Origin of the sequence: Paenibacillus sp. NFR01, from assembly GCF_900111565.1 — a bacterium.
Taxonomy (GTDB): domain Bacteria; phylum Bacillota; class Bacilli; order Paenibacillales; family Paenibacillaceae; genus Paenibacillus_AQ.
This window is the reverse complement of sequence record NZ_FOIK01000007.1, coordinates 162,626-185,896: the sequence shown is the minus strand read 5'-3', so window position 1 is coordinate 185,896 and position 23,271 is coordinate 162,626. Positions and strand designations below refer to the sequence as shown.

At 57.1% G+C, this 23,271-nt stretch carries 25 protein-coding genes; 5 read left to right on the top strand and 20 right to left on the bottom strand.

Translation table 11 applies throughout. The features are described from left to right. Positions 1-121: 121 nt before the first annotated feature. The 15 genes from BMW84_RS22280 to BMW84_RS22210 all read right to left on the bottom strand — a co-directional run bounded on the left by BMW84_RS22280 (position 122) and on the right by BMW84_RS22210 (position 10,929). Positions 122-898 (bottom strand): CPBP family intramembrane glutamic endopeptidase, encoded by a 777-nt coding sequence (locus BMW84_RS22280; protein WP_091072243.1) that lies wholly within the window; start codon positions 896-898, stop codon positions 122-124. A gap of 140 nt (positions 899-1,038) precedes the next feature. After that, positions 1,039-1,854 (bottom strand): ABC transporter permease, encoded by an 816-nt coding sequence (locus tag BMW84_RS22275; protein ID WP_091072242.1) that lies wholly within the window; start codon positions 1,852-1,854, stop codon positions 1,039-1,041. After that, on the bottom strand, positions 1,854-2,840 hold the full coding sequence (locus BMW84_RS22270) for an ATP-binding cassette domain-containing protein (protein WP_091072239.1): 987 nt from the start codon (positions 2,838-2,840) through the stop codon (positions 1,854-1,856). Before BMW84_RS22270 ends, BMW84_RS22275 begins: the two co-directional genes overlap by 1 nt. A gap of 59 nt (positions 2,841-2,899) precedes the next feature. Then, positions 2,900-3,160 (bottom strand): TfoX/Sxy family protein, encoded by a 261-nt coding sequence (locus BMW84_RS22265; RefSeq protein ID WP_091072237.1) that lies wholly within the window; start codon positions 3,158-3,160, stop codon positions 2,900-2,902. After that, positions 3,161-3,478 (bottom strand): carboxymuconolactone decarboxylase family protein, encoded by a 318-nt coding sequence (locus tag BMW84_RS22260; RefSeq protein ID WP_091072235.1) that lies wholly within the window; start codon positions 3,476-3,478, stop codon positions 3,161-3,163. It abuts the gene before it with no gap. A 19-nt stretch (positions 3,479-3,497) separates the two neighbouring features. Continuing rightward, positions 3,498-3,743, bottom strand: a complete 246-nt coding sequence (locus BMW84_RS22255) for a zinc ribbon domain-containing protein (RefSeq protein ID WP_091072232.1) — start codon at positions 3,741-3,743, stop codon at positions 3,498-3,500. Further along, complete coding sequence (locus BMW84_RS22250; RefSeq protein WP_091072231.1) at positions 3,740-4,453, bottom strand: TetR/AcrR family transcriptional regulator; 714 nt, start codon at positions 4,451-4,453, stop codon at positions 3,740-3,742. The genes BMW84_RS22255 and BMW84_RS22250 overlap by 4 nt, the downstream gene beginning before the upstream one ends. Before the next feature lie 170 nt (positions 4,454-4,623). Continuing rightward, positions 4,624-5,283 (bottom strand): Type 1 glutamine amidotransferase-like domain-containing protein, encoded by a 660-nt coding sequence (locus tag BMW84_RS22245; protein ID WP_091072228.1) that lies wholly within the window; start codon positions 5,281-5,283, stop codon positions 4,624-4,626. 18 nt (positions 5,284-5,301) lie between these two features. Continuing rightward, positions 5,302-6,258: an aminoglycoside phosphotransferase family protein gene (locus tag BMW84_RS22240; RefSeq protein WP_091072225.1), complete on the bottom strand. Its 957-nt coding sequence runs from the start codon at positions 6,256-6,258 to the stop codon at positions 5,302-5,304. A gap of 69 nt (positions 6,259-6,327) precedes the next feature. Further along, positions 6,328-7,173, bottom strand: coding sequence for a DUF2785 domain-containing protein (locus BMW84_RS22235; protein WP_091072223.1), 846 nt, complete (start codon positions 7,171-7,173; stop codon positions 6,328-6,330). An 83-nt stretch (positions 7,174-7,256) separates the two neighbouring features. Next, positions 7,257-8,177, bottom strand: coding sequence for a helix-turn-helix transcriptional regulator (locus tag BMW84_RS22230; protein ID WP_091072222.1), 921 nt, complete (start codon positions 8,175-8,177; stop codon positions 7,257-7,259). Between the two features lie 138 nt (positions 8,178-8,315). Then, positions 8,316-8,600, bottom strand: a complete 285-nt coding sequence (locus BMW84_RS22225; RefSeq protein WP_091072219.1) for an alpha/beta-type small acid-soluble spore protein — start codon at positions 8,598-8,600, stop codon at positions 8,316-8,318. 257 nt (positions 8,601-8,857) lie between these two features. After that, a complete protein-coding gene (gene lgt, locus BMW84_RS22220) occupies positions 8,858-9,631 on the bottom strand; it encodes a prolipoprotein diacylglyceryl transferase (RefSeq protein ID WP_091072216.1) in 774 nt (257 codons plus the stop codon). Positions 9,632-9,700: 69 nt separating this feature from the next. Next, the gene (locus tag BMW84_RS22215) at positions 9,701-10,501 is read right to left on the bottom strand and encodes a M56 family metallopeptidase (RefSeq protein WP_091072213.1); all 801 of its coding nucleotides are present in this window, start codon (positions 10,499-10,501) and stop codon (positions 9,701-9,703) included. After that, positions 10,498-10,929: a BlaI/MecI/CopY family transcriptional regulator gene (locus BMW84_RS22210; protein WP_091072212.1), complete on the bottom strand. Its 432-nt coding sequence runs from the start codon at positions 10,927-10,929 to the stop codon at positions 10,498-10,500. The genes BMW84_RS22215 and BMW84_RS22210 overlap by 4 nt, the downstream gene beginning before the upstream one ends. A 198-nt stretch (positions 10,930-11,127) precedes the next feature. On the opposite strand from BMW84_RS22210, the gene BMW84_RS22205 reads away from it, so the two are divergent. After that, on the top strand, positions 11,128-12,126 hold the full coding sequence (locus tag BMW84_RS22205; RefSeq protein WP_091072209.1) for a phosphotransferase enzyme family protein: 999 nt from the start codon (positions 11,128-11,130) through the stop codon (positions 12,124-12,126). A gap of 90 nt (positions 12,127-12,216) precedes the next feature. Here the strand turns inward: BMW84_RS22205 and sdaAA are convergent, their stop codons facing one another. From sdaAA to BMW84_RS22185, 4 genes are all read right to left on the bottom strand, one after another. After that, positions 12,217-13,095 carry an L-serine ammonia-lyase, iron-sulfur-dependent, subunit alpha gene (gene sdaAA / locus BMW84_RS22200; protein WP_091072207.1) on the bottom strand — a complete coding sequence of 293 codons (879 nt, stop codon included), beginning with the start codon at positions 13,093-13,095 and terminating at the stop codon, positions 12,217-12,219. 45 nt (positions 13,096-13,140) lie between these two features. After that, complete coding sequence (gene sdaAB / locus BMW84_RS22195) at positions 13,141-13,809, bottom strand: L-serine ammonia-lyase, iron-sulfur-dependent subunit beta (RefSeq protein ID WP_091072205.1); 669 nt, start codon at positions 13,807-13,809, stop codon at positions 13,141-13,143. Next, the gene (locus BMW84_RS22190) at positions 13,799-15,256 is read right to left on the bottom strand and encodes an amidohydrolase (RefSeq protein ID WP_254773099.1); all 1,458 of its coding nucleotides are present in this window, start codon (positions 15,254-15,256) and stop codon (positions 13,799-13,801) included. Before BMW84_RS22190 ends, sdaAB begins: the two co-directional genes overlap by 11 nt. A 63-nt stretch (positions 15,257-15,319) precedes the next feature. After that, positions 15,320-16,555, bottom strand: coding sequence for an MFS transporter (locus BMW84_RS22185; protein ID WP_368086736.1), 1,236 nt, complete (start codon positions 16,553-16,555; stop codon positions 15,320-15,322). 144 nt (positions 16,556-16,699) lie between these two features. Between BMW84_RS22185 and BMW84_RS22180 the strand changes: the two genes are divergently transcribed. From BMW84_RS22180 to BMW84_RS22165, 4 genes are all read left to right on the top strand, one after another. Continuing rightward, positions 16,700-18,775, top strand: coding sequence for a helix-turn-helix domain-containing protein (locus BMW84_RS22180; protein ID WP_091072201.1), 2,076 nt, complete (start codon positions 16,700-16,702; stop codon positions 18,773-18,775). Between the two features lie 106 nt (positions 18,776-18,881). Then, a complete protein-coding gene (locus BMW84_RS22175) occupies positions 18,882-20,513 on the top strand; it encodes a spore germination protein (protein WP_091072200.1) in 1,632 nt (543 codons plus the stop codon). Positions 20,514-20,540: 27 nt separating this feature from the next. Continuing rightward, on the top strand, positions 20,541-21,644 hold the full coding sequence (locus BMW84_RS22170) for a GerAB/ArcD/ProY family transporter (protein WP_091072197.1): 1,104 nt from the start codon (positions 20,541-20,543) through the stop codon (positions 21,642-21,644). Beyond that, positions 21,637-22,836 carry a Ger(x)C family spore germination protein gene (locus BMW84_RS22165; RefSeq protein WP_091072195.1) on the top strand — a complete coding sequence of 400 codons (1,200 nt, stop codon included), beginning with the start codon at positions 21,637-21,639 and terminating at the stop codon, positions 22,834-22,836. Before BMW84_RS22170 ends, BMW84_RS22165 begins: the two co-directional genes overlap by 8 nt. A 54-nt stretch (positions 22,837-22,890) precedes the next feature. On the opposite strand, the gene BMW84_RS22160 is transcribed toward BMW84_RS22165, so the two are convergent. Further along, positions 22,891-23,223, bottom strand: a complete 333-nt coding sequence (locus BMW84_RS22160) for a nucleoside triphosphate pyrophosphohydrolase (protein WP_091072193.1) — start codon at positions 23,221-23,223, stop codon at positions 22,891-22,893. Between the last annotated feature and the right edge of the window lie 48 nt (positions 23,224-23,271).

Sequence of the window (23,271 nt, the reverse complement as noted above, 5' to 3'; positions counted from 1 at the left end):
AGCTGTCTTAAGGAAGCCGGAACCGGCTCCTTGAGGCAGCTTTTGATGCAAACGCAGCGGATATACCTATCTGAACCCCTGGCGCCTAACTCTCATTGCCGATGATAGGCCGCTTTGTCATTTACGCCGTGAGCTTCGCTTCCGGCGAGCCGGCTGCCCGGCTTCTCCGCAGCAAATTCACAATCAGATAAGCTCCGTACAGCAGGTACATTACATTTAGGATGGCCACCAGCAGCACCTCATGCTCTGTATTTTCCTTGCTCACGAGGGCCAGCGCATCGTAGATGAAGTGAAAGGCGATGAGCGGAAGAATCTCTTCCGTCGTAACGATGAGAAGCGCCAGCACCCCGCCCAGCAGCAGTGCATTGATCACCTGCAGAACGGTGCTCAGGGCATCTTTTCCACTGAACGCATTGGCCATATGTAGAACCCCGAAGAACACGGATGAGAATACGATGTAATACACCGCGCCTTTGCCCCGCAGTTTATCGCGGATGATGCCCCGGAATACCGATTCCTCGGTATATCCGACAAGCAGAGTGAACAGGACGATGATGGCGATCCGCGCACCCGTTAGCTCAGGGTCGATTCCGCTGAAGACCGGCTGGGTCAGCGCGATGATCGCGAGCGGCAAATAATACAGCGCCTGCCCCCTAACGCCCGCCCCGGGACGATGGAACCCGAAACGGGACAGGCTCTTCCCCCCGCTCCGCATGTATACCGCAACCACTATGGCCATCGCCGCGAATCCGCCGGCCTGCGCCAGCATCATCCCATTGTCATTCAGCTCCAGCATGCTGCCGACTGCGGAAGCAACGGAAACGGCAAGCGTCAGCACGATGCCCATCATCAAGGAAAACCAGACCGGGTGCTCTTTTTTCGTTTTTACAGTATTCATCGCTACTCTCCTTTAGCCATCGCTCTTAATGTAATCCTTGTTTAGGTTACCACAATTTCCCTCCTTCCGGATATGTAAAAAAAGAGGAGCCGTCGGCTCCTCTTTATGTGAATTATTCCTGTTTGTTCATGTTTATTCAGTTAAGCCTTGCGCATATACGCGCGAACGGTGATCGGCGCAAAAACCGCTACGATGACGACCGCGCCTAGCAGCGCGATGAGCAGATCGGAGCCGGCGGTTCCGTGATTGGTGAGCTCCCGCACCGCGTTGACCACATGGGAGATCGGATTGATTTTGACGAACCATTGCAGCCAGTCGGGCATCGTATCAGCCGGAACAAAGGCGTTGGACATGAAGGTCAGCGGGAACAATACGAGCATGGAGACCCCTTGCACGCTGGATGCGGTCCGGGCAATGACCCCGAAGAAGGCGAAAATCCAGCTGATGGACCAGGAGACGAAAATCACCAGCAGCGCAGCCAGGGCGACAAAGCCGAGTCCGCCTTCCGGACGGTAGCCCATGACATAACCCATGGCGAAAGTCAGTACAGTGGCGATCAGGTAACGGATCGTATCGGCCAGCAGCGCGCCGGCCAGCGGCGCAATCCGGGCAATCGGCAGCGACTTGAAGCGGTCGAAGACGCCTTTGTCCATATCCTCGCGCAGCTGCACGCCGGTCACGATCGAGGTGGTGATCACGGTCTGAACGAGGATACCCGGGATGACGACCGGCAAATAGCTGGCCACGTCGCCGGAGATCGCACCGCCGAAGATATAAGTGAACATCAGCGTGAAGATAATCGGCTGGAGCGTAACGTCGAACAATTGCTCCGGCGTGCGGCGGATTTTGAGCAGCCCGCGGTAAGCCATCGTCAAGGAGTTGCGCACGGATTGGCCGAAGCCGGTGTGGTTCTTGAGCTTGCGTGCGGCCCCGGGTTTTATGGTCGTATTCATCATTATTTTGCGTCCTCCTTGACTCCATGTCCGGTAATCGTTAAAAAGACTTCGTCCAGCGTCGGCTTCTGCACGCTCATCTCGGCGAGCGAAACGCCGTTCTCGCGCAGCGCAGTGAGCAGGTCGGTCACGAGATCCGCATCCGCCATCGGCGCCGTAATTTTCCGCGCTTCAGGCGAAATGTTCGCTTTGACGTCCAGAACCCGTTCGATCGTCTGCCGCGCCGTCGCCATTTGTCCAGCTTCCTTCACTACAAGCTGCAGCGAAGAGGTGCCGACCGAGGCCTTCAGTTCATCCGCCGTCCCTTCGGCGACCACCCGGCCGTAGTCGATAACGGCGATCCGGTCGGCCAGCTGATCGGCTTCTTCCAGGTATTGCGTCGTCAGCAGTACCGTCGATCCCGTATGGACGAGGCGGTGAATGGTATCCCACATCTGCGAGCGGGTGCGGGGGTCCAGACCCGTCGTCGGTTCGTCCAGGAAAATCAGCGGCGGCTGCGCGATCAGACTGGCCGCCAGGTCAAGCCGGCGGCGCATCCCGCCGGAAAAGTTCTTCAGCGGGCGTTTGGCCGCTTCCGTCAGGCCGAATTCCTCCAGCAGCTCCATCGCTTTGCGGCGGGCCTCCGCCCTCCCGAGGCCGAGCAGCCGGGAGAAAATAATCAGGTTCTCCATAGCACTGAGCGACTCGTCGACCGAGGCATACTGGCCGGTTACGCCGATCAGCTGCCGGACAATTTGCGCTTCCTTCGCCACATCATGGCCGAAGATGCGCGCCGATCCCGCGTCTGCCCGCAGCAAGGTTGCCAGCATGCGGATCGTCGTTGTTTTGCCGGCGCCGTTTGGGCCGAGCACGCCGTAGATCGTTCCGGTACGCACCTTCATGTTCACGCCGTCTACCGCACGGTTGTCGCCGAAGACTTTGACCAGTCCTTCGGCTTCGACGGCCCAGTCGCCGCTGGGCTCTACTCTCTTGTTCACTCCTGAATCCATTGTGATTCCTCCATCGTTTGGTTGATGCCCTGATCTTAACCCCCTTTGTTAAACTGAATTTAAACTTTCGTAAACGACTCAAAGAATTTTCTCAGCTCTGCTTTCGTCGCCGGGGTAAGCTGGTGCCAGCGCACGCCTTGTACCGCTCCCTCCAGCCCGCAAAGCGCGCACAGGCAGGTATCGCCCTCACGCAAATGAAGCCGGAGAAAGGCTTCCCGGCTCCCCAAGCTTTTTAAAGTATCCGCATCCGTTATCCCGACGGCCGCAAGCCGCTGCTCCAACCTCTTGCCTATATTCGGCAGTTCGCATAATGCGCCCATCTACTTCTCCCCGTCGTAAGCGTCCAACGCAACCGGCAACGCGCCGATCACCCGGTTGCCGGCAGCCGGGAGGCCGAGCAGCACCGCGCTGATCACCTCGTCCCGGCTCGCCCCGGCCTCCTTCGCTCCGTGGACATGAAAAGGAATTCCGCTCAGCAGCCCTGTGGCTGCAAGTACGGACAGATAGGCAAGCTCCTCCGTTTTGGAATCCAGGGCGCTTGCTTTATCCAGCCTGCGGACCGCCCCCATCCACGCCTTGGCATGCTCCGGCGCCTCGCTGTAGAACCGTTGAAACGAATCGCTGACCTTCGCTTCCATGCTCCATCCCTCCCTTTGTTTATTTAGCCGCTTCACGCCAGGCCGGCAGCTTGGCCATCATCGCCTTTGCTGCATGCAAAGCCGCTTCCCGGTCCAGCCCTTGCGTCCGGACAATGAAGCCGGCCAAAGAATCAGCCTTTTCTTCATAGGATTGCATCGATCCGTCCGGTCTGGCGCAGTGAACGCAATAGTTCTTCTCCGGATCGCCCATGGCATGCTCCGCTGCCGTCGCCATCGGCATCCCGCAGGCAATACAGGTCTTCATCTCAATCCCCCTCCCTTCGTTATGCCGATCAGACCGATGTAATGCTCCAGCAGAAGTTCGCCGTACCGCTCCACGACCGAACCTCCCGGCGCGAACAAGTCTCCATTCAGCAAATAATGGTGAATCAGTCCCAGCCATGTGTTGAACAAAAGCTCGGGCGGCTGTCTGCGGATGAGACCCTCGTCCATCCCGCGCTCCGCGATTTGCAGGATATGAAAGGCGATGGCGGACTGGATCATCACCAGCGCATTCCGGCATCCGTCGCCGAGCAGCTGCGCCTCGGCAATCATCCGCGTGTACAGCGCCTCGTGCTCACGGATGCCCTGCAGATGCGCCGCCAGAACCGCACGCAGGCTCCCGCCTTCGGCTGCCAGCTCATGCAGGCGGACAGTAATCCGCCGTCCAAACTCAGCGATGACTGCCTCCAGCAATTGCTCCCGCGTGGCAAAATGGGCAAAGACCGTACCGTGCGACACCTGCGCCGCGAGGGCGATGTCCGCCGTTTTGACCGCCGCAAACCCTCTCCCGGCGAACATCTCCAGCGCGGCTGCGATCAGCCGCTCCCGGGTCTGCTGCTTCTGGGCATGCCGCTGGGATAACTTTTGCGTCCCGGGAGCGGCTGGCTCTGTCCGATTTGTTGGGCCCGCCGGATTCGTTGGGTCCGTTTTGTTCGTTGGGCCCGTCGGATTCTTTTGATGTATGGGTTCCATTTCGGGTTGCTCCATTCTCGTTGACTGTCTACTCATTGAGTGTAAACTTAATATAATACGTGATTTGACAATTGTCAAACTTTCCCTGTTCCTTTATGCGTCCAGCAAACGCGAGGCGGAAAAAAAGGCCATCCCGTGGACGGCCTTTCATATTTTCACCGCATAAAGTCTCAACCTAATTTCTGAATCTTTGAATGGGATATTAAATATACATTACCCATGATGTCTATCTGGCCGTCCTTTACACGAATAGCACTCTCCTGTTCTGCCGCATAAACATCAATCTCTTCAGACAGGGGAAACAAGTAGCCTTGAACAAACGTGGCGTAGTCGCGTTTAGAATGAGATTCATAGGAAAAATGATCCAGGCCTAGACCCTTATATATAGTACTTGTTTCAACTTCACGGCCAGCGTTTTTCGAGCATAACCATTTTGCAGCCATGTTTAACGCACCGGCACTGGCTCCCATTATAACGGCCTTGCTGTTCTTAATCGCATCCGATAATTCGTATTCGATCAAAAAACCGTTCTGCCAAACAGGATCTCCACCGCATAATAAAATGACGGAAGCATTGTGAATGAACCGCTGGGCATCTTCCTTCCGCATGCCGTAATCAATGAAATGATATTCTTCAAATATAAGGTTAGCCTGAGTTAACCATTCCGCTTCAAAAACATCATCAATGTTAATTTGCTCGCCTTTATTGCCGGGCGGTTGAGCGCTGATCATAACAAGCGATTTTCTGTCTTTGATATCCTCCTGCAGCCATTTGACCAGCTTCTCAGGAATAAAATCATTAAACCAACTGAGGTAGTAATGCGTTTTCAAACGTGTTTGCCTCCCCAACTAAACCACTGTTCTGTATTTATCTTTGTTCTCGCTGTACCATTTCGGAACGATCAGCCGGAAATCGTCGTGGTCGTGCATCACCCGGGCAATCCGCTCCAGCATGGAATCCAGCTCTTCCGGTACATACTGCAGGGCCCAGACGACCGAAGAGACCAGCGTCATGGCCAGGTAAAGTGAGTAGAGCTGCCAGAACGTTTCATCCGGTTCCATATGCCGGTGGTATCCCTGAATCTGACCGATGCAAAATGGCACGCTGATCTCTACGCTGAACATGCCGACCTTAACGAATTCATGGATGGGATCGCCCCAGTCGTAACGGTTAAAGTCGATCACGCCCGCAAGCTTTCCGTCCTTCACGATCAGATTGCCGATATGGAAATCATCATGCTGGAACCGGTTCGGCCGGTCTTTGATGAGGTGAAAATAATCGTCGATAAAGGCCAAAAGCTCAGCCTCGTGATAAGCGCTTACACCGCATGCCGCATATTTCTCGCGGTAACGGCGGTGTTTGGCAGTGACCTGTTCTTCCCAGGAAGGTAAAGGATGAGGACAGTGAACCTGGGTGATTTTACGGAGCTCCAGTCCCGCTGATTCGCCGATCTGGTACTGCTCCTCTTCGCTTAAGCCGGGCAGTTCGTCCGCAGCTTCGTTTCCCTCTATGTAAGTGGCAAGGATGTATCCGATTCCGAGCTCCGGGGCGGTTCCGATTTCAACCGGCCTGGAGCAATTGACGTTCTGCGCTTCCATCATCCGAAGACCGGAGAATTCCAATCTTCTTCCAGAATCCTGTTCCATGGGATACGTCCTTAGGAGATACCGGGGACTCCCTTCCCGATTGGATGCAATATACTTCCCGTCCGCCGAATAACCCTTATAAATCCGGATAAACTCTGTCTCCCCGCCGATCAACGGATGTTTGTCAAAATACGCTTTCAGGCTCGATGAATCCACCATGCTTGCCGCCTCCCTGCCGCTATATTGGATTGCCGAAAATTCCGGCAATTTCCAATTATAGCACTTCGTTCAGCTCTGCGCGATATACCGGTTCAGCTTATTTTGCGCTTCCTGCAGCGCCGAATTCAGCGCCTTGCTCCGGCTTTCGGGCGGTCTTCGGAAGCCGAGACACCACACGAGCTGCTTACTGTTCTGCCTTGCGATGGACTGATGACGGCTGCGCGGCCGGTCGGCGTAGGCGGCCAGTCCGGCGATCCACTTCAGCAGTTCTTCCTCCGGCAGCAGCGATTCGCGGATCATGGAATCAACGACTGTGGCCATCCGTTCATCTTCCTCATCGTTAAAAATCCGGCTGCCGTTATCCAGCATGCGCTGCACCTCTTTCAGCACTTCGCGCCGGAAAACTTCCCCGCTCTCCGGGCAGCGGGCCAGCTCATCCAGCGCGTCGGCGCCGTGTGCCGCGGCATGGGCCCAGCCCAGGGCATCCACATACCCGCGCAGATCCCTCTCTTCCCGGTAATACCGCAGGATCGCAGCCTGAAGGCCGGCGAATTCTTCCTGTAGTAAAAACGGCGTTTGGCGGTGCCGCGCGATGATCAGCGAGACGGGCAAGATCGAGAACGTCCGCGTAAAGACCGATTCCCCCGTCGTCTCACCGATCCCGTAAAACAAATGCCGTTCATCCAGCAATACCGCCAGCAATTCGCGCATTTCCGCCGGGGACAATAAGTCCTCCTGGTACAGCCAGGTGTAAAATGCCGCATAGATCCATTCCCGGAACACCGACTCCGGATCCCCGATATATTCCAGCATCTCCGGCAGATAATCCCTGCAATTTTCATTCTCCTGAAGGCGGAACGCCTCGCCCTCCAGCCGCTGCAAATGGCTGCGCAGGGCTTCCCTTCTTCCACTCATGAGCAAGCTCCTTTATCCAGTGAGTATTCCCCAGCCCAAGGCCGGCATCCCCACAATAAAACACAATGACTGACGTCAGTACGTCAGCCATTGTAGGACAGCAGCAGATTTTTCAAATAGGATTGCAGTTCTTCCCTCAGATCAGCCGGCTCCAGCAGCTCGCATTCCTTGCCGAAGCCAAGAATGAATTTAAGCAGCCCATCCTCATACGGAAACCGGTCCTCCACGTAGTAATGGGCATCTTCCCCGAGCCGGATATCCTCCTGCCGAAAGTACTCCGTAAGCTGCGGGCCGATTTGCGGCGTGAACCTCAAGCGCACCTTGATCTCCCGCTCCCGGTAGCTCCCGTCGATCCGCTCCCGGATCTGCTCCACCGGCAAAGCCCGGGGTACATAAACTTCGCCCTGCCGCAGATGGTGGATGCGCACCAGCTTAAACCTCCGGTAAGCCTCCCGCTTCCGGCAATAGCCGGTCAGATACCAATGGCCATGCGCAAAGCCGAGCTGCACCGGTTCCACCGTCCGTACGGCGTACTCCATATCGCGGTTGATATAGTCAAAGACCAGCAGCCGGTGACCGGCAATCGCCGCGTTCATCTGCAGCAGATCCTCCTTCAATTGCTGCTCCATGCTGAAATGGGACAAATTCACGCTCAGTGCATCTGTACCCCCGGATGAAGGGAGCGAACTGCGCATTTTGAGCACAATGTCGTTAAAGACTTCATTCCTTCCGAACAATACGCCCAGATGTTCCATCACGGCCACAAATGCCTGCGCCTCCTGCTGGTTGAAAAAGAGCTTGCCGATGCTGTAATGGTCCATGATGTAGTATCCCCCGCCTTTGCCGCCTGCCGCCGCGATCGGAATGCCCGCTTCGCCGATTTTTTCGATATCCCGGTAGATCGTGCGCAGCGACACTTCAAAATGCTCTGCCAGCTCTCTGCCGGTAACCAATCCCCGGGCGGAAATAATCAGCAGCATGGAGAGCAGCCGGTTGACTCTCATGTTTTGTTCACCACGTTAACATTTAACGTTCTTTCTGGTCAGATAGGCATCTATAGAATCAGTATATCAGCTTCACGCCGAAAAAGCGGCGAATCCCTTCTCCTCCGGGAATCCGCCGCTTTGAGGTGCGTTACCTGTCTATGGCTGTTGCTTGTCCGCCAGTTGCTCCTGGGCCAGCCGGATCATCTCGCGGACCATCGAGCCGCCGATTTTGCCGCCGATCTGCCCGGCTTCTTCGGTCGTCAGCCGCCCGTTGTTGCCGGGCTGAAGCGGCACGCCCAGCTCCTTGGCTACTTCGTATTTCACTGCGTCGGGATGGGCGGGATCGACGTCATAACCTTCCTGCTTCATTACCTCGGCTTTGAATGTCTGCATTGCTGCGGCCGTTCCCGGCACGGCGTACCTGCGGTTTCTTCTGGACATGAACATGCGCCTCCCTGGAATTATTGCTTCAACATCTACTTTGCTAATAGCGGGTCGCTGCTGCGTGAAAAGTTTGGACTTCCGGCCGCTGTTGTCTCCAGATTTCTTGAATACATTGCCTATCGCAGTGGAAATCCGAAGACAAAGGCGGTCGCTACCGCTCCTACAGTTCCAAACTTCCCCTCCGCACTCCGTCTATTTGGAAACAATAAAATTGAAGCAATGATTTTTTTTAAAATCCCCGGAAAGCTCCCCTTTCATTCAGCCAGCGGGCGCGGGCGTTTGGCCAGATAAACAGCGAACAACAGGCAGACGGCGGCTGCGGCAACGCTGGTCCATTGTCCGGCAGTCCAGTCCAAAGCGTAACGCGGGGAATCGCCGCGCAGGAATTCAAGCATGAAACGGCCGAAGGCGTACATGGCGGCATAGCTCAGGAAGAGATACCCTTGCCGCCAGTTGCGGGATTTCAGCAAAATCAGCAGCACGAAGACAATAACGTCCCACTGCCCTTCCCATACCTCGGCCGGCCACAGCGGCTGCGCGCCGTAAGTATCGAAAGCGATGGTACCCGGCGGATACACGATCCCGAAGCCCAGGCCGGTAGGCGATCCGAAGGCATCCCCGTTCAGAAAGCAGGCAATCCGCCCGATGCCTTGCCCCAGCACCACCGCCGGTGCCAGTATATCCGCCAACTCCCAGAAGTTCAGCCGATATCTGCGCACATACACGATAGCCGCGAGCAATCCGCCGACAAGAGCGCCTTGGATGGCCAGCCCGCCTTTCCAAATCGTAAACACTTCCGCCAAATGCTCCGAATAATAAGGCCATTGGAAAAAGAACACATGCCAGATCCGCGCAAAAACAATTGCACCCACAATCAAGTACATCACGAGGCCGGGAATATGGTCCCGGTAGACCGTACCTCTGGCCAGAAACATCGCCACGCCCATCGCCAGCAGAACCGCCAATGCGACAACCAGGCCGTAAGAATGAACCTCGTAGCCTCCAATGCTGAACAATACAACTCTCATGAAATCCTCTCCCGTATCCAATGGATGTAAACATACTACACAACGTAGTATTTATTGCCAAAAAAAAGCTTACGAGCTGCCGCTAAGCATCAGCAGCAGCAAGAAGCAGCAAGTTGTCAGCACCGGCCGGTACAGCCGCAGCGGAACCTTGACCGCCGTCTCTGGTTCGATGATCTGCAGCATCCGGTATTCCAGCGCTGTCCCAGCAAAATGAGCAACCGCCTCCCGCGGCGGGATCCGTCCTTCTCGGGCGAACTTCAACAGGGCATTGCCAAGATGCAGCGAGGTCCCCATCTGTGCGATCGCGAACCTGTCGGCAAACAGCTCCTGCCAGGTCTTCGCATAAGCTACCACAGGCCGGATGATCGGCAAATAAGGGAAAGCCTGCGCCAGCATCTCCGACACGAAGCGCTTCAGGTTATCCCGGTTCAGGCAATGATGCCGTTCATGCTGCAGGATCGCTTCTACCTCTTCCGGGCCGAACCGCTGCAAAACGCCGGTCGAAACGATAATGCGGGGACGCAGCAGGCCGGCGGCCAGAGCGACAAAACCCTCATCCCGCACGACGAGGATCGGAGTTCCCCAAGCCCTGTAGACCTCGTTCAGCCGCCGCGTGGCGTCAGGTTCCTCATGCATACAGAAAAGTCGCGCTGCCGCCCGATGCGCCCGGACTTGTACGACAGCTGCCCATATCGCCCGCACGGCGGCAAAGCCAACCATCAGATCCGTCACAAGCAGCGGCACATTGCAGGCTGGATCCAGGAAATACAACGGCGAGCGCATGACCGCTGCCCCCATCTGAAACATGATGACGCCGACCAGCAGCAGCATCAGGCCATAACTGGCCCTTACCTTGAATATCGGACTCATAACGGCTTCCCTTGCTTCATTTCGTTAAGCTTTCGTTCCAGTCTGGCAATAATCTCCGGATCGGCTTCGTCGAGCATATCGATCATATGCGCAACGACCAGACTGCCGTGTTCCTGAATCAGTCCTTGCGACACCGCATGCATCTGCTCGGCCAGGAACGCTTCCCGGCTCAGCGCCGGTCTGTAGACGGCGCCCCGCGCCTTGCCGAACCCGCCGGAGGACTTCAGCAGATGCCCTTTCTCCACGAGCCGGTTCATCACCGTCATCACGGCATTCACCGTAATTGGCGACTCCTGCTGCAACACGGACTGGACGTCGCGGATGCTCATTCCCGCAGAAGCCCATAACAGCTCCATGATTTTCGCCTCGAGCGTACCGAAATACCGCTGAAGCCCTTCCCCATCCACGTTGATTCGTTTGATTGGCATGTCGTTCACCTCGATACTACAGATTGTAGTATATATAAATGCGGCGTGTCAATTTTCCTGAAAAAGTATGGTCCGGCAATATATATCACCGCCCCGTCTGCGCAGGTTCCGTCATAATGTAATGACCACACTGCAGACCACGCAGCCACGGACAACGCAGACCCAGGTGTGCAAGCCAACGATTCGGAGGACTGCAGAATGAAAAAAATACCGGACAATTTATTGAAGCAAATGGCCAAGGCTTACGATGCGGAGCATGCGGACTTATCCTACTTCCGGGGCGGACACGACTGGTCGGACGGGATTCTCTACGAATATTCCCGTGACGGGCGGACTCATATCCTGAAAATCATGGAGCTGCCTGCCGGGCAGGCGCAGGAATCCTTAAGCGCCCTTGAAGCCCGACTGCAATTCATCCGTTTTCTCGGGGAACGCGGCATCGGAATCGTGCATCCAGAGCCCGCGGCGGACGGACGGCTTTTTGTGAAGGAACAGGAGGAAGAGCGGATCTATGCCGCCTACGGCTACATCAAGCGGGACGGCGTGCATCTCTTCGAAAGGCCGGTTGCCGAGCATGAAGCGCTGTTTGCCCGCTGGGGCGAAGTTATGGGGCAAATGCATGCGGCGGCGCAGGAATACCCCGTCTGGCGCGAAATTCCCGGAGATCAGGAGCACGGCATTCTGCACTGGGAAAAGGAATGGCACGGCTTCCATGAATGGTGCAAGGATGAAGCCGTCAAGGAAAGCTGGCGCAGGCTGAAAGACAAGCTGGACCGGCTGCCGCTGGAGCGAGGCGGGTTCGGGTTTACGCACAACGACCTGCATATCGAGAACCTGCTCGCCAACCAGGGCACGGTGACGGTCCTGGACTTTGACGTTTCGAACCTGCATTGGTTCGCCTGCGACCTGGCCGTTGCCGTATACAGCATCCTCACGTATGCCTCTGCCGGTCAAATCGAAGGAACGCCGCAGGATCCCGGCCGACTGCGCCAGCTCTACCGGTCATTCATCGAGGGCTATTTGAGCGCCAATCCGCTGGACGACTTCTGGCTTGCGCAAATTCCGCTTTTTCTCCAATACCGGCGAATTCTGCTGTTTGTCGTCTTTGCCGAAGGACTCGCCCAGAGCGATCCGGAGCATTATCGCCTCTGGAGGCAGCGTATTCTGGAAGAGACCCCCTTCCCCAACTATAACTAGAATCCGGCAGCAAGGCCTACTCTATTCCGCCTAAAAGCCCGTGCCCCCGGCAATGCCGGATGGGTCACGGGCTATCTGCTTGCGGCTTGCTCAGGAGTTCTCTTGCAGCTCACGGGTAATCCGGCGGCCGGTCGGCGTCTGGGCCAGCCCGCCGCCCGCCGTCTCGCGCAGCGATTCCGGCATGGCGGAGCCGACCTCCAGCATCACCTGCACCACTTCGTCGGACGGAATCACACTGCGGACGCCGGCCAGCGCCATGTCGGCGGCGCCCAGCGCGGTGATGGCCCCGAAGCCGTTGCGGACGATGCAGGGAATCTCCACCAGGCCGGCCACGGGATCGCAGATCAGGCCCAGCGTATTCTTCAGCGCCAGGCCGACCGCATGGATGGCCTGCGCCGGCGTGCCGCCGCGGATATCGACTAGCGCCCCGGCGGCCATGCCGATTGCCGAGCCGACTTCGGCCTGACAGCCGCCTTCCGCGCCGGAGATAAAGGAGTTGTTGGCGATCACATACCCGATCGCACCGGAAGCGAACAAGCCGTACACCATCCGCTCATCGTTCCAGCCGAAGCGCTCCTGGCAGCTGATCAGCACGCCGGGGATGATGCCGCAGGAGCCTGCTGTCGGCGTGGCAATGATCCGGCCCATCGAGGCGTTGACCTCGGACACGGCGAGGGCATAAGTCATCGCAAGCGCGGCATGCTCGCCGAGCAGCGGCTCATCCGCCGCGCGGTAGCCATGCATCCGGCGGGCGTCGCCGCCGGTCAGGCCGCTTTTCGAGACGGCGCCGGTGCTCACGCCCTGCCGTACGGCTTCTTTCATGATCTGATAATACTCGTGCATCTGTCCATAGACGGCCTCCCTGTCTTCTCCGGATTCCAGGCATTGTTCGTCGAGCATAAGCTGCCCCAGCGAACAACCTCGGTCTCCCGCCAATTCGGATAGCTGTTTAAGTGTTCGGAAGTTCATGCTGATGCTCCTTTATCGCGCAAGATGGAATCAGAGATATAAGCCTCATATCGCCAGTAAACGAAGCTCTTCGACCGCCGGCAAAGCGGATATGGCTTGCAGTACGTCCTCTGCGGGAATGCCGTCGCATTCCAGCACCATCATCGCTTCGCCGCGCCGCGAGCGGCGGTCCACCGTCATGTGGGCGATGTTGATGCCTTCGCCGCCGAGCAGGCCGGTGACGATGGCAATGATCCCGGTCTCGTCCCGGTGGCGGATCGTCAGCGTCGGATAGGCTGCCGATAGCTTCATGCTGAAGCCGTTGATCTTCACGATCTCGACGTTGCCGCCGCCGATCGAGGTACCGGTCAGCTGGAGCTTGCGGTTACCGGCCGCATCGGACAAATACAGCTCGGCCGTATTGGGATGAGGATACAGCCCCTTGCCCGGCGCGATGGAGACGGCCATCCCCGCGTTTTCGGCATAGGCCAGCGCCTCCGGCAACCGGGGATCGTCGGTGGTCATGTCAAGCAGGCCGCCCACCAGCGCCGTATCCGTGCCATGCCCCCGGTACGTAGCGGCGAAGGAGCCATAGAGCAGGATATCGGCCCGGGCCGGGCAGTCCCCGAAGAGCAGCCGGGCAACCCGCCCGATCCGGGCGGCGCCCGCCGTATGCGAGCTGGACGGCCCTACCATGGCCGGGCCGATGATCGAAAACACATCCTTAAACCGCAAGGGTTCCCGCTCCTTGCTTCGGCGGCTGTACATCGGCAGGCACAAGGCAATCATATGCTTCGCCGCCCAGCCGCTCCCTTAGTTCGGCTTGCGCCCGCTTCGCCAGCTCCGGCTCAAGCAGCGTTTCGATGGCCGCCGCCGCCATCGCTTTGGCCGCAAGCAGCATCCCCTTGTGGGCATAAGAGGATTTGCCCTGGGCTACCGTCTGCCAGGCATGAAGCGGCGTCCCGAAGGCCATGGTTGTGGCCCCGCATTGCGCGGTAGGAACATTCCAGCTTACATCTGCCACATCGGTCGAACCGCCCATAAACATTTCCTTGTCGTCGGAGAAAGGAACAATAAAGCCGGTCAGCGGATGTTCGGCCAGCAGCGGCGCCAGCTTGGGTCCGACCATTGCCGCCGCTTCCTGCTTGTTGCTCTCCGGCAGCGTTTCATAGATCGCTTTGGCAAATGCGTATTCTTCCGCGCTGTACTCCGGCGCTCCCAGCGCGCTTAGATGCTTATGCAGCACACGCTCCAGTGTGCTGTTGGGAATCAGGTTGGCGCAGGCGCCTTCGTAACGGTACTCCATTTGCGTGCCGCTCATCAGCGCGGCTCCTTCGGCCACTTTGACCAGCCGCGTGAACAGCTCGCGGACCTGCGCCGTTTTTGGCGCCCGCACGAGATAAGTTACCTCTGCTTCGGCCTGCACGACATTCGGGGCAAAGCCGCCCGAATTGGTGATGGCGTAATGCAGGCGGGCCTGGTCAATCATATGCTCGCGCATATAGTTGGCGCCGATGTTCATCAGCTCCACGGCGTCCAGCGCGCTGCGGCCCAGATGCGGCGCGGCGGCGGCGTGGGCGCTGATGCCCTTAAAGTTGAACGTGGCGTGAATGACCGCGTTCGAGCTGCCGTGCATCACGGCGTTCATTGCATGCGGATGCCAGGAAAAGGCCGCATCCACATCCTTGAAATAGCCTTCGCGGGCCAGATACGTTTTGCCGTAGCCACTCTCTTCGGCCGGACAGCCGTAGAAACGCACTTCCCCGGCGGTCTCCGGATGGGCGGCCATATAATCCTTGACTGCCACCGCGGCGGCAAGCGCCCCGACGCCGAGCAGATTATGGCCGCAGCCATGGCCGTTGCCGCGCGGCTGCACCGGCCGGTATTCGCTCAGCCCGGCTTCCTGGCTCAGATCGGCCAATGCGTCATATTCGCCCAGCAGCGCAATAACCGGGCCGCCGTTTCCGGCACGGTAGGAGCCGATGAAGCCAGTCTCCAGGCCGGCCACGCCTTTCTCGACGCGGAAGCCTTCGGTCTCCAGCACCTCAATCAGCGCTTCCGCCGACTGAACTTCGTCGAAGCGAGTCTCCGCAAATTCCCAGATCCGGTCGCTGGCGGAGATGAAGGTATCTTTTTTCGACTCGATCACTTCGGCAACATAACGCGTCAAATCCAATGTCATATTCATATATGGAACACCTCGTATTCATAGAGTATATTAAGCGCTGCATCCCGGGATGGGGAGTCAGACCGTTTGCGGCTCTGCTGGCAGATCGGACGGAGTACGGCGTGCCAGCAGCAGCGAAGCGGAACAGATCACGGCAAAGGCGATCAGCATCGTAAATGCCGACGTGTAGGAACCGCCGGAAGCATCGACCAGAAATCCGATCAGCATCGGCGTCAGGAAGCCGGCAAGCTGGGCGCCCGTGTTGACGAATCCGCTGGCACTTGCCGCAACCGATTCCGGCATCGATTTGACCGATTTGGAGATAATCAGCGTAGATACAAAGCCCGCCGATATCCGGACCAGCGTCTCATAGGCTACAAAAAGCGCGATACTGCCTGCCGTGCTCATCAAGTACAAGCCGGCTGCGACCAAGAGTCCGAAAATGGCTGAGATGACCCGGTCCTTGCCCGCAGGAATGCGGTCCATGACATACCCACCCAGCAGCATGGTGATGATGCCGATGAGTCCCGGAATGGCTGCCAGCATCCCCATCTCTTTTAGATTAAGCCCGCGCACATTGACCATGTACGTCGGCATCCAAGAGGTCAAGCCCCAGTTGACGGCGTAAATGCTGAAGTAGCTGAGGAACAAGCCCCAGATGACCGGGCTTTTCAGTACCGTTTTCAATGAGGCATTTTTCTTCGGAGCGGCTTCGGGGATTGGTTTTTCGAAAGTACGGGCAGGTTCCTTCAGGAAAAAGAACATCAGGACGGTAATCACGATCCCGATCACGCCGAAGATGTGGAACAGCATCCGCCAGCCGACCGATTCGAGCGCGAAGCCGGAAATCAGCGGCGTAACGACCCCCATAATGCCTCCGGATGCCAGCATGACGGACATCGCGGTGCTGCGCTGGTTGACGGGGAAGTTGACGGCAATCGCTTTGGAGCCGGAAGGGAAAAATCCGCCTTCACCCAGACCGAACAGGAACCGGACAAGCACCAGCGAAAGCAGCGACCAGGCGGAGCCGGTTATCATGGTGAATACGGACCAGGAAAATAACGAGAACAAAATGACTTTGCGGTAACCGAAGCGGTCCGCCAATGCGCCGCCGGGAATCTGCATAATGGCGTACCCGAGAAAAAAGCTGCTGAGAATAATCCCCTGCGAGGAAGCGCTCAGCCCCAAATCGCCGGAAATGCTGACGACGGCATAATTGATGACGAAGCGGTCCAGGTTACCGAGGCTCCAGCCGAGAAACAACAGGGCCAATACGACATACTTAAAGGTTTTGCTGTGGATCACGTTCGACATCATGTTACCTTCTTTCTCATATGGTGTTATTTTTGTTGATTGGTTATCTAAAATTTACAGGATCAGGCGTAGCTTTACAATGGAGGTCCTTATATAATAAAGAATAATATGATATAAAAACCTACATTGACAGAGGTGGGCGGCATGCAAGCCTTTTTCGAGAAGATGTTGAATGAGCAACTGGAAACCGGGGATTTCACGGTGTGGATCAGCCGGGATTGGAACGAATGGACGCTGGTTTATCAGGCGGGAAGCGCTCTGGCACAACCTCCTGTCCTCACGGCCGGACTGCCGCTGCGTGCTCCGCAAGCCCGGCTGGAAGCGGATGGATTTATGTCATTTTACCTTCCATACAGTAGCAATGTCTGCATTGTGGTTCGCGTTGCCGGGGAACGGCATGTCTCCACCGATGCAATGAATGCGCTCGTCTCCTTGCTGTACCCCTATTATTCCGATTTTATGGCAGCCAGACACGAGCAGGCGCTCAATACGATGATGAACAGCTTTCGCGATGTGACCCAGCTGCTGGATTTGGACGAACTGCTGGAACGTATTCTGGCCAGCGCGCTGGACGTCATTCCTTACGATAGCATCGGCGTATTGTGGAGCTACGATCCGGCCATCGGAGCCTTGAAGGTTAAAGCCCGCGCCGGCGAAATGGGCAAAGACATGCTGAAGATGCGGATGAAGCCGGGCGAAGGCATTATCGGCAAAACGTTTGTGCGCGGGGAACCCCGGCTGTATAACAGCATGCAGATGCTGGAAGAGGATGTCGGTAACATGTCCAAGGAGAATCAGGGCTACTTGCACAATGCCTATCACTTCGAGAATATCTGCTCCATTTTTTCGGTTCCGATCAAGGTTGCGGGACAAACCGAATGCGTGCTGATTTTTTATCAAAAAGGAAAAATTCCTTTGTATGGCGAAGCGGAGGTGCGGCTCCTGCAAAGCTTTGCGGATCAGGTGTCAATCGCCATTACCAACGCCAAGCTGTATGCGCATCTGAGCGAGCAGAATGAAACGCTGGTCCGGCGGGATGAAATCCATTCCGCGCTGATGAAGCTCTCGCTGCAGAACAAAGGCGTAAGTTCCATTGTCGGGGAAATGGGACGCATTCTCGGGTTGCCGCTGGCTTTTGTCGATTTCATCGACCGGCAGTGGCATCCGAAGCGCGTGGACTGGATTCGGGACTGGAGCATGGAGCGGCTGCTAAAGCTGTATCATTCACTGCAGCCTCCGGAATATTTTACGTCCGTGGAAGGCGAGGGCAGTGAAGGCCAGCTGCATCTGTATCCCATTGCCTCGGCAAGACAATGCCTCGGGTATTTGCTCGTTCAGGCGGAAGGGCGCCTGACGCCCCTGCAATGGGTGGCTTTGGAGCAGGGAAGCTCGATCCTGGCCCTTGAGCTGATGCGCAAGCAATCGCTGGCCGAGCTGTACTTCAAGAAAACCCAGCAGCTCTTTAACGATTTGCGGCTGAGCAAAAACTCCGCGGAATATTGGGAGAGATCCGGAGAATTCGGCATCGGTCCCGCTTCGCGGATTGCCGTGGGGCTGCTCGAGTGGATCGATCCAGGCGATCCCGCGGCTCTGGGCGCTCTTTCGCTGCAGCTCATTTCTTTCCTCAAAGACCACGCCGGGCAGCAGGCGGTTCCGCTAGCCTTCGCCAGCGAACGGCGTGTCACACTGCTGCTTATAGCGCCTGAAGGATCCAAGCCGGGCGAGCTGGAGCGGAAATTCACCGGCGGCTTAGCGGATTGGGAACGGAAGGCGGGCATGGCGGTGTTCGGGGGCCTCGGTTCGGTGCGAACGGGAATCGACGCGGTCAATACCAGCTACCAGGAAGCCGATAAAGCGCTGGCGTACCAGAAAAGCCGCGGCAGGCCGGGCACCCTGCGGTACGCCGACATCGGCGTGAACCGGCTGTTCATCCGCCAGCCGGCGGAGGATCTGGCCGCGTTCATCGCCGAGATCTTCGAGCCGCTGCGCCCGGCCAAAGGCGCAGCGGCCGTTCTGGAGGATACGCTGACCGCCTATATGGCCAGCGGCGGTTCGGCGGCGCAGACCGCGGCGGCGCTGCACATTCACATCAATACGCTGTATCAGCGGATTCACAAAATCGAGGAGCTTCTGGGCATGTCCTTTAGCAATCAGGAGCATCTACTGCATCTGCAATTGGCCTGCTACCTGCGGCAGACGCATCCAGGAGGGAAAACCTGAACAGGTTTTCCCTCTTTTTCTATTCTTTTGACATAAAATCAAGCAAACGTTGGGAAACTTCTTTTACGCCCAGATTTAACTTCGCGAGCGGAGAGGACTTAGGCCGATGCATACGATCATCTCTTATATTCCGGATTGGGGCGTCTGGGAGCAGGCGCTCATCGCCCTTCTCATCCCCATTCTGATCAGCAGACTGTATCGATCTGTGTACACGTTTGGAAAAAACGGAAATACGTCGAAGCAGGCGCGCAGCAGAGCCGAGGTTGCGCCGCCGCCGGAAGCCTCCGAGCTGTTCAGCGGAAGTTACGACGACGACTTTCGGCATATCCAAAACGCGATCGGCGGAAATGACGATTTGCACTGCCGGCCGTTTGTTATGCAGCGGCTGGGCGCGCGGGCGGCGTTGTTCAGCGTGAATGGCATGCAGAATAACCGGGTGCTGGACCTGAGCATCATGGAGTTTCTAATGTACGAAGCCGGCGCGGATACCCTGTCGTCGGCTTCCTTAAATGCCCCCAACTTGCCGTTCAGCAGCCTGATGGAGGCAACCAGCTGCTCCGAGTTCAGCCGCTCGGTCCTGTTCGGGCATGTCGGATTGTTAATCGAAGGTTTTCCGCGCGGGCTGCTGATCGAATTTCCGGAAGGATCGAATCGGGCAATTACGGAGCCGGTTTCCGAGGCGCTGCTGCGGGGACCCCGCCTTGGGTTCAGCGAAGTGCTCAGCATCAATACCTCCATGCTGCGGCGCCAGGGCTTCAGCGAGCAGCTGGAGATTAAACATTGCCGCGTCGGCACCCGCCTATCCAAGGATTTAGCGATTGCTTACATGAATGATATCGTCAATCCGGACTTGCTCCACGAAGTACAGAACCGGATCGGCGACATCGATATGGATTTCATTGCCGAAAGCGGGTATGTCGAACAGTTCATTGAAGACAACTACTTGAGCCCGTTCCAGCAGGTTCAGAATACCGAACGGCCGGACCGCGTCATTGCCGCCCTGCTGGAAGGTCGGGTCGCCATCCTGCTTGACGGCACGCCGTTCGCCCTGATTGTCCCGGCGACGTTCAGCATGCTGCTGCAATCGCCGGAGGATTATTACGAACGCTGGCTGCCCGGCTCGCTGCTGCGGCTGCTGCGCTTCGGGGCTGCCTTTCTCGCGCTGCTGGCCCCCTCGCTTTATATTTCGTTTATCTCGTTTCATCCCGGCCTGATCCCAACCGAGCTGGCGCTTTCGATTATCAAGACCCGGCAGGGCGTTCCCTTCCCCTCGGTGATCGAAGTGCTGATTCTGGAAGTATCCATCGAAATATTGCGCGAAGCCGGCATCCGGCTGCCGCAGCCGATCGGTCCGGCGATGGGCATCGTCGGGGGCCTGATCATCGGCGACGCGGCGGTGCAGGCGGGGATCGTCAGTCCATTTCTGGTCATCGTTGTTGCCGTTACGGCCATCTCTTCCTTCTCGATTCCGACCTATAGCGCAGGAATCACCCTGCGCATGCTGCGTTTCGTCGGCATGCTGTTCGCCGCGTTCCTCGGGATGTTCGGAACCATCTTGTTTTTTCTGCTCATCTGCAGCCACCTGACCAAGCTGAGGAGCTTTGGCATGCCTTTTCTGACGCCCATTTCGCCGTTTCGGCTCAGCAATTGGAAGGACTTGTTTCTCCGGGCCCCGCTGATGCTGATGAAGCGCCGGCCGGTGTTGTTTAAGCCTCAAAGGAGCAAACGCAAATCATAAGTCGGCATGACTGGAGGCGGCCCATTGATGTATAAAAGAACCGACGATAAAATCACAACCTCGCAGGCGGCGATCTTCCTGACCAATACCGTGCTCGGCGCCGGAATTCTCACCATGCCGCGAAGCGTTACCCAGGAACTGAAAACGCCCGATGCCTGGCTGACCATCCTCCTCGGCGGCATGATTATCATGCCGGTGATCCTGCTGATGGTTAAGCTGTGCCAGCATTTCCCGGGACAAACGGTATTTCAATATGCCGGACGGCTAATTGGCAGATTGCCCGGACAAATCGTCGGCGTGGCTCTGGTCCTGTATTTCATTATTATCGCCGGATTTGAGATCCGTTCCCTGGCCGAGGTGACGCTGTTCTTTCTGCTGGAAGGCACCCCGATCTGGGCCATTGTTCTGCCATTCGTCTGGACCGGCACCTATCTGGTTTCCGGCGGCATCAACTCCATCGCCCGCGTATTTCAGGTCATATTTCCGATTTCGATTTTCGTGCTGCTCGTTTCCTACGGCGTCAGTCTGCGCCTCTTCGACTTCAACAATCTGCGGCCGGTACTGGGCGAAGGCATCTACCCGGTCTTGCGCGGACTGAAATCCTCCGTGCTGGTTTATTCCGGCTGCGAGGTTATCCTCACGCTCGTCGCTTTCATGCAGCAGCCGCGCCAGGCGGTCCGGGGAATGCTGGCCGGGATCGGAATCCCGTTGGGACTCTATTTTGTCACCGTCGTCGTTGTCATCGGCGGACTGTCCATCGACTCCGCCGTGACCAGCACCTGGCCGACGCTCGATCTGGTCCGCAGCTTTGAAATTACCGGATTTTTCATCGAACGGCTGGAATTCCCGCTGATGGTGATCTGGCTGATGCAGATGTTCTGCAATTTCAGCAGCTTTTTCTTCCAGGCCTCGCTGGGCGTATCGCAGCTCTTCAACCTGTCCTATCAGCGGGTGATCTATGCGCTTGTGCCACTGATCTTTCTCTCGGCCATGATTCCTAAAAGCGTGCAGGATCTCTTTGCCTTGGGAGACGCCATCGGAATGATGTCCATCGCTTTGTTCCTGCTTCTGCCAGTGACGTTGACCATCGTCTGGCTGATCCGGGTGAAAGGATTGAAGCAGCATGTATAAACGCGCAGCGGTTCTCTTGAAATGCCTGCTTCTGCCGCTTCTGTTGACCGGCTGCTGGAGCAGCAAGGAAATCGAGGATTTGGCTTTATATACCGGACTTGCGCTGGATGTCGGTGAGCCCGCTCCGGTCGAACAAGATTTCGAGGCCAAAGGCGCCGTCTATTCCAAACAGAATAAGGTGATGGCGACTGTACAGATCGTTCCCGTCCAGGCGATGGGGCTTAAAGATGCGTCCCAAAGCAACAACATGCCTTCCGATCCTTATCACAACATCTCGGGAACCGGCGATTCGATTCTTGAAATCTTCCGGCAGTTCTCGCTCCGCCTCGACCGCCCGATTATCGGACATCATCTCAAGGTCATTGTCATTTCCGCCCGGCTGCTGCAGCATTACGGCATTGAGCAGCTGACGGATTTCGTACTCCGAGACAATGATATTCGCCCCAGCACGATGGTGTTTATCAGCGAAGGGAGTGCCCGGGACACGTTAGGAAACAGCAACCCGAACGAGGTTCCTTCCCTGCATATCGCCGGCATGCTGCGCAACCGCCAGAGAACAAGCAAGGTGCTGGCTCCGGTTACGCTGGCCAAGCTGGATGCGTTGACCCATGCCCATAAAAGTTTTGTCTTGCAAAATTTGGTGACCGCCGGCGGAGAGGTCGAATTCTCCGGGGCAGGCATCATCAAGGGAGATGACGGCCGCTGGATCGGGGCCTTAAACGAAGAAGATACCGAATGTCTCGAGTGGCTGAAGAGTGCAGGGGACAGCGGAGTCATCAAGATTGAGAAGGACTGGGACAGCGAGCCGTTGACCTATGAAATCAAGGACATGACCAGCAAAGTCACCTCCAAGGCAGACGGAGACCGGATCAGCTTCGAGGTGGCGGTCTCTACCAAAGGGCGCCTAATTGAGACCTGGAATACGGACAGCACGCCAACCACGCATGCCTTTGCGGCAAAGATTGAGGAGATCGTACGGAAAAGGCTGGAGCAGATGATGGAGACGCTGATGCGTAAGCTTCAGACGGAATATAAAGTCGATGCGGCCGGATTCGGGGAAAAACTGGCGGTTCAGCATCCCGCGGCCTGGCGCGGGGTTAAGGAGCATTGGGACGAGGTGTTCAGCGGGTCTAAAGTTACGTTCAAATACGATGTGAAAATTACCGATTTCGGATCGTTTACGGAAGAATGACGGCAGTCCGGCCCGGAATGACGCGGTGCTGCCGTTCTTGATATTGCATTGCCGTCAATGGGGCGCTTCATCCACATCCACCAGCAGAATCCGCCGCTGAAACGCGCCGCGCGCTTCCGCCTTCTTCATCCGCGTCGCCTCAAGCTGCTCCCAGCTTGCGCCATGGACGACCGCCAAAGCCCGGACAACCTCCAGCAGATCGGCAAGCTCCTCCAGCGCTTCCTCGGCGGTTCCGGCCGCCAAATATTCCGCAGCTTCCTCCTGATATTTGCGTCTAAGCTCCTGCCGGTACGCCTCTTCATCGAGGATAACCGTCCGGCAGCGCTGTCCGCCGGCTGCGATAATCTCCGGAATCCGGTCGCGGACGAGCTTATGATATGTAGGCATCGCGTTCCCCTCCTATAAGAACTTATGCTCCCATCATACCACGGCCGG